Annotated in this window: 10 protein-coding genes, 1 tRNA gene and 2 pseudogenes; 4 read left to right on the top strand and 9 right to left on the bottom strand. The window is 61.5% G+C overall.

Annotated features, from left to right (window positions below; genetic code table 11):
* The 6 genes and pseudogenes from IE126_RS25080 to IE126_RS25060 all read right to left on the bottom strand — a co-directional run.
* Window positions 1-1,070 (bottom strand): annotated as a pseudogene (locus IE126_RS25080) (Mu transposase C-terminal domain-containing protein); the annotation flags it as partial.
* Entirely contained in the window at window positions 1,067-1,531 is a 465-nt protein-coding gene (locus tag IE126_RS25075) for a hypothetical protein (protein WP_229825922.1), read from the bottom strand. The pseudogene IE126_RS25080 and the gene IE126_RS25075, both read right to left, overlap by 4 nt.
* 2 nt (window positions 1,532-1,533) lie before the next feature.
* Window positions 1,534-2,379, bottom strand: a complete 846-nt coding sequence (locus IE126_RS25070; RefSeq protein ID WP_189383070.1) for a ParB N-terminal domain-containing protein — start codon at window positions 2,377-2,379, stop codon at window positions 1,534-1,536.
* Between the two features lie 41 nt (window positions 2,380-2,420).
* The gene (locus tag IE126_RS25065; protein WP_189383068.1) at window positions 2,421-2,564 is read right to left on the bottom strand and encodes a hypothetical protein; all 144 of its coding nucleotides are present in this window, start codon (window positions 2,562-2,564) and stop codon (window positions 2,421-2,423) included.
* The gene (locus IE126_RS26310; RefSeq protein ID WP_268245851.1) at window positions 2,561-2,686 is read right to left on the bottom strand and encodes a hypothetical protein; all 126 of its coding nucleotides are present in this window, start codon (window positions 2,684-2,686) and stop codon (window positions 2,561-2,563) included. The genes IE126_RS25065 and IE126_RS26310 overlap by 4 nt, the downstream gene beginning before the upstream one ends.
* Window positions 2,686-2,991 (bottom strand): helix-turn-helix domain-containing protein, encoded by a 306-nt coding sequence (locus IE126_RS25060; RefSeq protein WP_189383066.1) that lies wholly within the window; start codon window positions 2,989-2,991, stop codon window positions 2,686-2,688. Before IE126_RS25060 ends, IE126_RS26310 begins: the two co-directional genes overlap by 1 nt.
* A gap of 146 nt (window positions 2,992-3,137) precedes the next feature.
* On the opposite strand from IE126_RS25060, the gene IE126_RS25055 reads away from it, so the two are divergent.
* From IE126_RS25055 to IE126_RS25040, 4 genes are all read left to right on the top strand, one after another.
* Entirely contained in the window at window positions 3,138-3,953 is an 816-nt protein-coding gene (locus IE126_RS25055; protein WP_189383064.1) for an XRE family transcriptional regulator, read from the top strand.
* Between the two features lie 24 nt (window positions 3,954-3,977).
* A complete protein-coding gene (locus IE126_RS25050; RefSeq protein ID WP_189383062.1) occupies window positions 3,978-4,958 on the top strand; it encodes a calcium-binding protein in 981 nt (326 codons plus the stop codon).
* A 51-nt stretch (window positions 4,959-5,009) separates the two neighbouring features.
* A complete protein-coding gene (locus IE126_RS25045; RefSeq protein WP_189383061.1) occupies window positions 5,010-5,807 on the top strand; it encodes a DNA adenine methylase in 798 nt (265 codons plus the stop codon).
* A gap of 527 nt (window positions 5,808-6,334) precedes the next feature.
* A tRNA-Phe gene (locus IE126_RS25040) sits at window positions 6,335-6,410 on the top strand.
* A gap of 233 nt (window positions 6,411-6,643) precedes the next feature.
* Here the strand turns inward: IE126_RS25040 and IE126_RS25035 are convergent.
* From IE126_RS25035 to IE126_RS25025, 3 genes and pseudogenes are all read right to left on the bottom strand, one after another.
* Complete coding sequence (locus IE126_RS25035; protein WP_189383059.1) at window positions 6,644-7,066, bottom strand: hypothetical protein; 423 nt, start codon at window positions 7,064-7,066, stop codon at window positions 6,644-6,646.
* On the bottom strand, window positions 7,063-7,395 hold the full coding sequence (locus tag IE126_RS25030) for a hypothetical protein (protein ID WP_189383057.1): 333 nt from the start codon (window positions 7,393-7,395) through the stop codon (window positions 7,063-7,065). The genes IE126_RS25035 and IE126_RS25030 overlap by 4 nt, the downstream gene beginning before the upstream one ends.
* Before the next feature lie 11 nt (window positions 7,396-7,406).
* Window positions 7,407-8,555: pseudogene (locus IE126_RS25025) on the bottom strand (hypothetical protein); the annotation flags it as partial.

Genomic DNA, 8,555 nt, shown 5'->3' with positions numbered 1-8,555 from the left:
GTGGCGACATCGAGAACCGACGTGATTTCCGGGCGCATCGGGCGGTTCGACACCGGATCTGCGATCTCGGCATCGAAGGTCTTGCCGTCTGCCGTGTAGACCGTAGTCGGCCACATATCTTCGGTCGTGCGGGTGACATAAGCCATGCGGGACCGAAGGGTCAGCAGCCCTTCGCGGCCGACATACTTATCCAGCCCCTTGATGCGGTGCTTCAGCACATACTGGACCTGCTGCAAGGTCACGGTCATCGGCTGGACCACATCGCGCGCCGCAACCGCTTCGGTGTATTTCGCATAGGCGGCCGGGACGCTCGGCTTCTTCGGGATCGCCCAGAACTTCAGGAAGTCATAGAAACCTGCCGGGATTTCCGCCTGTTGCTTGGGCGGTGTCGGCGCCAGTGCAAGGACGCCATCTTCGTCCCGCGTCTTGAACCACCGCTGAATTGTCCTTTCGCTGATATCCATGCCGCCCCGAGGACGGTCATTGGCCTTCACCACACGCTCAGGGGAGATCTGAAACCCGTCCGGTGCGGTCAGAACCAGCCGCTGCGCCAGCGAAGCTGCCTCGCGCGGCGTCAGAATTTCACCCGCATCGCGGCGCCGTTCGATTTCCTGACGGGCTGCATACGCCTCCAGCGCCTCGCCAAACCGGGCGATAGCCCAGGCGCGCGTTTCACCGCGCGCGATGGCATAACCATCAATTGCCGTCAGAACCTCGGCCCGGGCCTGCATCACATCACGCGCGCCAGCATCCAGCGCCGACACCCGCATCGCCTCGATCTGGCGGCGATCCCGCTCTGCCTCCAGATCATGCCGAGCCGTCAAGGCCAGTTTGGCACGTTGGCTGGAGACTGCCGCCTGCACCGCCTCGGGCAGCAGCGAGAAATGGTATTCCACACCACCGCCGCCCTCGCGCCCGACCCGGGCGCGGGCCAGATGCCCGGGCAGCGAAGGCCAGCCCTCACGCTTGATCCGACGAATCGACGCGCTTTCGGTATGGGGCCAGCAGGTCAGGCCACGCTGGCGGGCAGTCTCCGCGATCTCTGCTGCCGTGAAAAACGTCTGGTTCATTTCCTCGACCTCCGGCGCGTTGCCAGCAACTGCCGCCGCGCCTGCATTTCCTCGATGTGATCATCCAGAAGACGCTCCTCGATCAGGTCCGCATATTCAGCGGCGATCACGGTCAGACCGAACTCGCCCGGCGCGAAGCCAAGCAGCGCCAGCGCGCCGGTCGCGTGAACCAGACCGATGAAGGCATCGAGCGGGATGCGGTGGTCCTCCGATCCCTCGGAAGACCACTTATTCAGCATTGCCTCGCTGACCGGCCGCCCCAGATAGGTCGCCATGCGGCGGGCCACCTCCGGGCGCGACACGCCATCCTCACGCGCCTCGCGCAGGGCATGGCCGATCAGCCGGGCAATCTTGTTGTCCAGTGCACCGCGGCCCGCCACCTCTTCGCCATAGCGGACAGCCACCTGCGGCGGCTCCCAGGCGAAAAGGTCTTTGGTCAGGGGGTCGCGGTAGCGCGCCATGATCAGAGGCGCCCCCTGCGCTTCAGGGCAGCGACCACGCGGTCTTCATTGGCGAGGATCACATCCTCGAAGACCGTGTCATCCAGCGCGGCAAGGGTGGCGCTGATCTTGGTGAAGAACCGCTCGCGGGCATCCGGTGACACACCATTCGCCAGATAGGACAGCGCCTGCGCGACATTGTGGACCGGATGGACGTCGCCGAAGATCAGATCGAGGATCTTCGCCTGAACGGCGGGCTTCTGTTCCGACAGGGCCTTCAACTCGGTCTGCTTGGTGGCGAGATCGGTGCCAATCAGCGCGGCCCGGCTGGCGGGAGAAAGACCCTTCCAGATTTTCACGGCCATCTTGATGGCGCTCACGCCAAGGCCAATCCTTTCAGCATTCGCCTTGGCAAAACCGAAGACTTCGGGCGCCTCAGAGGCAAGAGCCAAACTTTGGCTCTTGCCACCCGTATACTGATTACCGTGATCCCCACCGTGCTTCGCCTGCGGATACATCCGCTCCCAGACCACCTTCAACTCGTAAAGGTGATGGCAGCGGTCCAGCGCGATCAGTTCGGCCCGGCCGAGGTTCTCCATCACCTCTTCCAGCCGGGCCGCATCATCGCTGTCAGCCTCGGACAGGATGCAGGGAATCGCCTCCCATCCGAGGATACGCGCCGCCTCCAGCCGGTATCGCCCGGCCACAAGGCGATTGATCCCGTCAACAACGCGCACGGTGATCGGGTGTTTCAGACCCTGCGCCGCGATGATCCCGGCAAGGCCAGCGGCCCAGGCGGGATCAAAGTCGCGTGCGCGGTCAGTGCCCACCTCAATCGAGGTGAGCGGAAGCTCAATCAGCTTGGGCATTCTGTGCCTGTCTTGTTGAAGTTTCTGGGGCTGGCAGCGCGTCAGTCGCGCAAGGCCCGCCAGCCCGGGTAGGTCAGCCCGTAGGTCTTGAAGACGCGGATCACCCAGCGGTCACGCAGGATGAGCCGGATAGGATTCCAGTCGTGGTAGACAGCATGGATGCAAAGCGCGTCCCAGAGGCTCACAGCCACACCCCCAGGCCCTCGCCGATCCAGCAGCCTGCGACGACCGCCAGCAGCAGCCCGAAGGCCCCGATAGCATCGCCGAGCCTGTCAGGATCGGGCAGGAGATTTGACAGCAGGCGCATCACGCAGCCGCCTTCTTGTCAGCGGCGGCATCCGCTTTTTGACTCGCCACCGGCGGGAATTTCGCGGTATCGAGAATGCGAGGTTTCCCCTTGGGGTAGCGGGTCGGCCAGAGCTGCTCGGGTTTGTATCCGAGGAACTCCGCAAGCACTTGCTGCGCCTTGTAGTGGCCCTGGGACGAGATCTTGCGACAGGCATTGACGGGCAGCCCGTTGCGCTTCGCAAGCTCGGTCAGGGTCATGCCTTGACGATGGACTTCGGCGACAATGCCGGGCCAGTCCAGCGCCGGTTCAGGGCGATGGGTCATATGGGTTACCTCCAGTGAGAGGCGGGTGCCGCAAACACCCGCTTTTTTCTGAGTGGTTTGGAACAACTGTCGCGACCGCAAGGCCGGGACACAAGATAGGGATAAACCACTTTTGCGCTTAAGTGAAGCGCAAAAGTGGTTTATCAATGAGGATTGTGGCGAGACCGGAAATCGACCCCAAAACACCTTTGGCGGAACGCCTGCGTCAGGTTCGTCGCAACCTTGGTGATGTGGATCGCGATGACTTTGCGAACCTGCTAGGAATCAGCAAGAATACGCTTGCACATTACGAGCGCGGCGAGCGGACGCCTGACGCCGACGTGCTGCTCGCTTATCATGGTCAGTTCTTTATCGATCTTAATTGGTTGGTTTCTGGGGAAGGTGAGATGCACATCCCCGGCGCCGAGCTTCTAGATATGGCAAGACCGCTGTCCGAACGCTTGTTGCGAGGAAGCATTCACAAGCCGATGATCCATGACGTAGCAAAAGCGCAGATGAGCGGGAGCAGGCCGGGATTTTCTGCAATAGCTGATCTCGACCAGCCGGGAATGGTTGCTATCCCACGATATGACGAAGTGCGCCCCTCTGCCGGGCCTGGCTCAGCTCCGACAAGTGAGACACTTACAACCCGCGTGGCTTTTGAGCGTCACTGGCTGAAGGAACTTGGTGTCCAGACCGATGCCGCCGTCATCTTGCCTGCGCGGGGCGACAGTATGGAACCGACGATCCTGGACGGAGCTCCGATGCTCGTCGACACTTCGAAGACCGATGTGCAGAACGGCTATATCTATGTGATTGCGGTAGAGAACGACCTTTTAGTGAAGCGCATCCGCCGCCGCCTCGATGGCCGGATCGATCTGATTTCCGACAACCGGGCATATGAACCCGAAACGCTTGACGCGGCCGCGCTCAAACACCTGCGCGTCATCGGCCGCGTCTACGCTGCTGTCAGCAAGCTATGAATACATCCTCAGAAGGAGGGGACTATGGTCGTCACAGCAAGCATTCTAAAGCCCAATGGCACAGATATTGAGGAAGGCACTGACGCGAAATTCGTCCTTCGCTTCTCAGCGCAGGTCGCCTCCATAACCTATAATTATTGGTTCTCAGCGGTCACAGCTTCAGATGAAGACTATCGAGGCACAAGCGGCTCTGGCAGCATTTCCTTCGCGTCCAATGTGAACATGAAAGAGGATGTCCCCATTCGGCTGACCACGTTGCGCGACATGAACGCACGGGAGGGCGCAGAAACACTCGAACTACATGTCAATGTCCAGGGCGCCACTTTCTCCGACGGCAGCACGTCCCAAGTTCTAGAAATAACTCTTCTGGATGATCCCCGTATGTTCGGAACGAGCGATGACGACAATATCTTAGGTTATGCTGGAAGAGACACAATCTATGGCGGACAAGGGGCCGACACCGTTCTAGGTCGCGACGGCAATGATCGGCTTTTGGGGGATGCAGGCAACGATGCCCTATATGGCCAGGGTGGACGCGACCTTCTAAATGGCGGAGCTGGCAGAGATACCCTTGATGGAGGCAGGGATGCTGACCTGCTCAACGGTGGCGCTGGGGCTGATCTTATCTTCGGAAAAACTGGGGACGATACACTGAGCGGCGGCAAGGGCAGCGACACGCTGCATGGAGGCGCAGGCAGTGACACCTTCGTGTTCAACACCCGAGCAAATGCCAAGGACATTGATCTGATCGATGACTTCAGAAGCGGCACCGATCATCTTCTCCTAAGCACATCTGCCTTCCCGCAACTTTCAGGCCATGTTCCCGACGACGTCTTCGTACGCGGACCGAAGGCGAAAGCTAGCGATGATTATATCATTTACCACAAGGCGACAGGGAAACTGTACTTTGATCCTGACGGCGACGGGGCAGCACAGCAAAGATTGGTTGCCGAGCTCGGGGCAGGCAGAAAACTGACTTCTGGCGATTTCATTTTCGAGGGCTAGCAGCCAGATTTGTTCCTGTTAAGTTCTCACCGACTTATCCCCGGAGAGAACATGACGCACGTCACCCCGATTTCCCCTGTCGCCCCTTGGCTGGGCGGCAAGCGTAACCTCGCGAAGCGCATCTGCGCCCAGATCGACGCCATGGACTGCACCACCTATGCCGAGCCATTCGTTGGCATGGGTGGCATCTTCCTGCGTCGCTCGACCCGACCGCGCGCCGAGGTGATCAACGACCGCTCGCGCGACATCGCCAACCTGTTCCGCATCCTTCAGCGGCATTACCCGCAGTTCCTCGACACGCTGCGGTTCCAGCTGACCACGCGCGCCGAGTTCAACCGGCTGGTCGATACCAACCCCGAAACGCTGACCGACCTCGAACGCGCGGCGCGGTTCCTCTACCTTCAGCGCACGGCCTTTGGCGGCAAGGTTTCCGGTCGCAATTTCGGCGTCAGTAAAGGCAGGCCCAGCCGGTTCAACCTGACAACGCTGGAACCGATGCTCGAGGATCTGCACACCCGCCTTTCCGGCGTGGTGATCGAGTGCCTCGACTGGTCGGATTTCATCCCGCGCTATGACAGCCCGGACACGCTGTTCTATCTCGATCCGCCCTATTGGGGCTGCGAGGATGACTATGGCAAGGCGATCTTCGCCAGGGCGGATTTTCAGCGCCTCTCCGACCAGCTGCGCGGAATACAGGGGCGGTTCCTGATGTCGATCAACGATGTGCCCGAGATCCGCGAAACCTTCGACTGGGCAAAGCTCGACGAGGTGACCACGACCTACACCATCGCAGGCGGGGGCAACGCGCGCGGGGGCCGTGCGGAGCTGTTGATCGCCAATCTGGCCTGATTGCCGCGTCAGACCTCGGATTTCTGGCGCGCGGGCCTGTGCTGCTAGAAGCACCTTATTTTGTTGACCATATCCAGCATGGCTAAACTAAAGATCGAGGTCTGACGCGATGTCAGACCTCGACGACAAAGCTGACCACCCACGCGGTCAGGAATTCGCTCACTTTGAGCCTTCGGTGTCCTGATTTCCTGTTTCCTGACGGGATGTTAACCAAGTGCAGCCCGATGCGCGGTATCTGCTGCCACTTTGCAAGTTTCTGCGCGGTTCACAGGCCCAAATCGCGCATTTCCACCCACCCACTTTCATCACTCTGACGGCTGCACGCTCGCCGAAAACACTAATTTTATTACTTCTTTCAATGCCCTACCGGCTTGCTATTCAAGGTCTGACCTTCCGACAAAGCTAGCACCCCCCTACAGTCCCATCCGAAGAACCGCCGAAGCACTGAACTTTTTTCGCAAAACCCTCTGGACAGCCCCTGCGCCCTCGCTTAATACCGCCCCACCAAGCAGCCACAGGCTGACAGTGCCCAGATAGCTCAGTTGGTAGAGCAGCGGATTGAAAATCCGCGTGTCGCTGGTTCGATTCCGGCTCTGGGCACCACTTAAATCTCCCTTAAAATAAGAGAAAGTAGCAATTACTTTTCTCGTTGCTTTTCGTGCGGCTGGTCCGCTGGGCTACATCCGGGCTACATTACGCATCTGGTTGCGCGTGATGGACTACCTGGGTGTTGCGCGGCGCCAGCTTTGTCGGAATGGGGTGTCAGCTTTGTCGGTGAAAATTTTGTGCCACCCATTTCCTGACGGCGCCCGAGCCGGAACCTGACGACCGTCTCCTCACCCCTGAACCTGAACAAGCTGGCTCACGGCCGCGCCGACTTCCTCAAGTGTCGTCGCGGCGTCGATTGCGGCGCGGGTGGTGAGGCGTAGGGCTTCCAGATCGGCGGCGGCGCTGCGCCAGAGAGCGGCGAGGTTGAGCCAGATCTGTGCGAGGCTGGCGCCATCGGGGGCGGTGATGCCGATCTCGGCGGCGATCAGCGGGTAGTCAGCCAGATCGGGCGCCGGGTCGGCGGCCCAGCGGGCGGCCTCCGCCTCTTTCGCCAGGTAGATCATGCTCTGCCCCGGCAGATCGGTGATCAGCGCCGCGCGGGCGGCGGTGACGGCCGCTGCCAGCGTGACACGGGCCTCGGCTTTGGCGGCCTCCAGCGCGGTTGCGGCGCGGGCCTCGGCGGTGATCGTCCTGCTCCAGTCGATGCTCATTGTGCGGCCTCCTCAGGGCTATAGCTCGGCAACAGGATCGGCCCGTCTGTGGTGACGAGGACCGGTTCGGGATGGGTGACCACCCGCGCTTCAGGCGGTGCGTCCAGCGGGATCGGCCCATGCGGCAGGATCAGGGTCAGGCGGATCTTGCCGTTGATGCGGGTGACATCCGATGCCAGCCAGTCGCATTGCACCGCCTCGCGCGGCAGGGTTGCGCCCTCGGCCAGCGGGCCAAAATCATAGGCCACGCCGTTGATGATCAGGGTGTCGCCCTGACGGGTCAGCGTCAGGGAGGCATCAGAGCGGATGGGGGACAGGGTTATGATCATGGTGGGTCTCCTCAGAACCAGCGGCCGATGGCCGAGGCGCGGTAGGTCACATTCGTGGCGCCGGACAGGGTGCCGAGCCGCCGCATGAACACGCTGGCGGTAGTTGGCGCGTCGAAGGTAAACCACGCCGAAGTGTCGCCCGCATGCCCGGGCATCGGCATCGGGGCGCTGTTAAAGGCTGCGGGGAAAGTCCACGACACGCCTGCCGTGCGATACAACGCCCCGGAGGCGATGTTTTGCGCATCCGTAGATGTCACGGTCCCCCAGCAAATCTGCGTCCCGTCGGCAAAGCGGACATAATCGCCATTGGCATTGCTGCCGCGTTCGATCACCCTGCCGGTCGGCACACCACCGGATTGGCTGACAGTCCCGAGCAGCGATCCAGCATTATAAACAGTGTGCCACGCCCCCCATGTGCCGTCGTTTGCGCGCAGGCGCATCTGCTCATTGCGCGTATTGGGGGGCGTGCCGGCCCCGGAATACAGGATCGCACGCTGCATCGCGGCGGCGCCCACATACAAGGCCTGTGTCGTGATCCACCAGAAATTGCCGGATGCGCCGCCCGGGAAGGTGCCAGCATTGCCGTCGTGATACAGCCCCGCATCGCCAGCGACAGCAGTGTCGATATTTGCACCGCCCCCGGCCGGATAATAGCCGCCGAACCGGCGCAGGGCATGGAACAGGATATTGTCATCGGTCCTGTGCAACCGCCCGCCGGTGGTATCCTTGTCGTTCTGGGTCACGGCGGTGCCGAGCAGCTTGCCGTTGAGCGTATAATCGCTGCCTGCCCGCGAGAGGGCTGAGCCGCCCAGCAGACCACGGGCCTGCGATGTCAGGTCTGCCAGTTGCGCAGAGCCTGCGCCATCGAACCACGGCAGCTTGTTCGCCATCGTTTCCAGCGCCGCAAGCGCCGAAAGATTGCCGTTCGAAAGCTCCTCCAGCAATTCCCGCGCCGAGGCCAGTGCGCGGGTCATATCCGGCGTGAAGCGGACCTCGTAGTTCACAGCGGTCTGGGTGGCCCCCGGCCAGGGATAAGCGAGCGTGAGCGAGGTCGCACTGTTGACGCTGGCGATCCTGACACTCAGCCCGGCCGCCCAGAAGATATCCCCTGCCTCCAGCCCGGCCGCTTCAAACGAAGTCCCGCTGCCGGTGACCGAGGT

The organism is Gemmobacter nanjingensis (assembly GCF_014652195.1).
In the GTDB taxonomy this organism is placed as follows: Bacteria; Pseudomonadota; Alphaproteobacteria; order Rhodobacterales; family Rhodobacteraceae; genus Gemmobacter; species Gemmobacter caeni.
Note: the sequence above shows the minus strand (reverse complement) of the source record. Positions and strands in the feature narration are given on the sequence as shown.

Coding starts and splice junctions, on each gene's coding strand:
- IE126_RS26310 (WP_268245851.1), bottom strand. CDS start 2,686: ATGCGCCTGCTGTCAAATCTCCTGCCCGATCCTGACAGGCTCGGCGAT.
- IE126_RS25045 (WP_189383061.1), top strand. CDS start 5,010: ATGACGCACGTCACCCCGATTTCCCCTGTCGCCCCTTGGCTGGGCGGC.
- IE126_RS25070 (WP_189383070.1), bottom strand. CDS start 2,379: ATGCCCAAGCTGATTGAGCTTCCGCTCACCTCGATTGAGGTGGGCACT.
- IE126_RS25055 (WP_189383064.1), top strand. CDS start 3,138: ATGAGGATTGTGGCGAGACCGGAAATCGACCCCAAAACACCTTTGGCG.
- IE126_RS25060 (WP_189383066.1), bottom strand. CDS start 2,991: ATGACCCATCGCCCTGAACCGGCGCTGGACTGGCCCGGCATTGTCGCC.
- IE126_RS25075 (WP_229825922.1), bottom strand. CDS start 1,531: ATGGCGCGCTACCGCGACCCCCTGACCAAAGACCTTTTCGCCTGGGAG.
- IE126_RS25035 (WP_189383059.1), bottom strand. CDS start 7,066: ATGAGCATCGACTGGAGCAGGACGATCACCGCCGAGGCCCGCGCCGCA.
- IE126_RS25030 (WP_189383057.1), bottom strand. CDS start 7,395: ATGATCATAACCCTGTCCCCCATCCGCTCTGATGCCTCCCTGACGCTG.
- IE126_RS25050 (WP_189383062.1), top strand. CDS start 3,978: ATGGTCGTCACAGCAAGCATTCTAAAGCCCAATGGCACAGATATTGAG.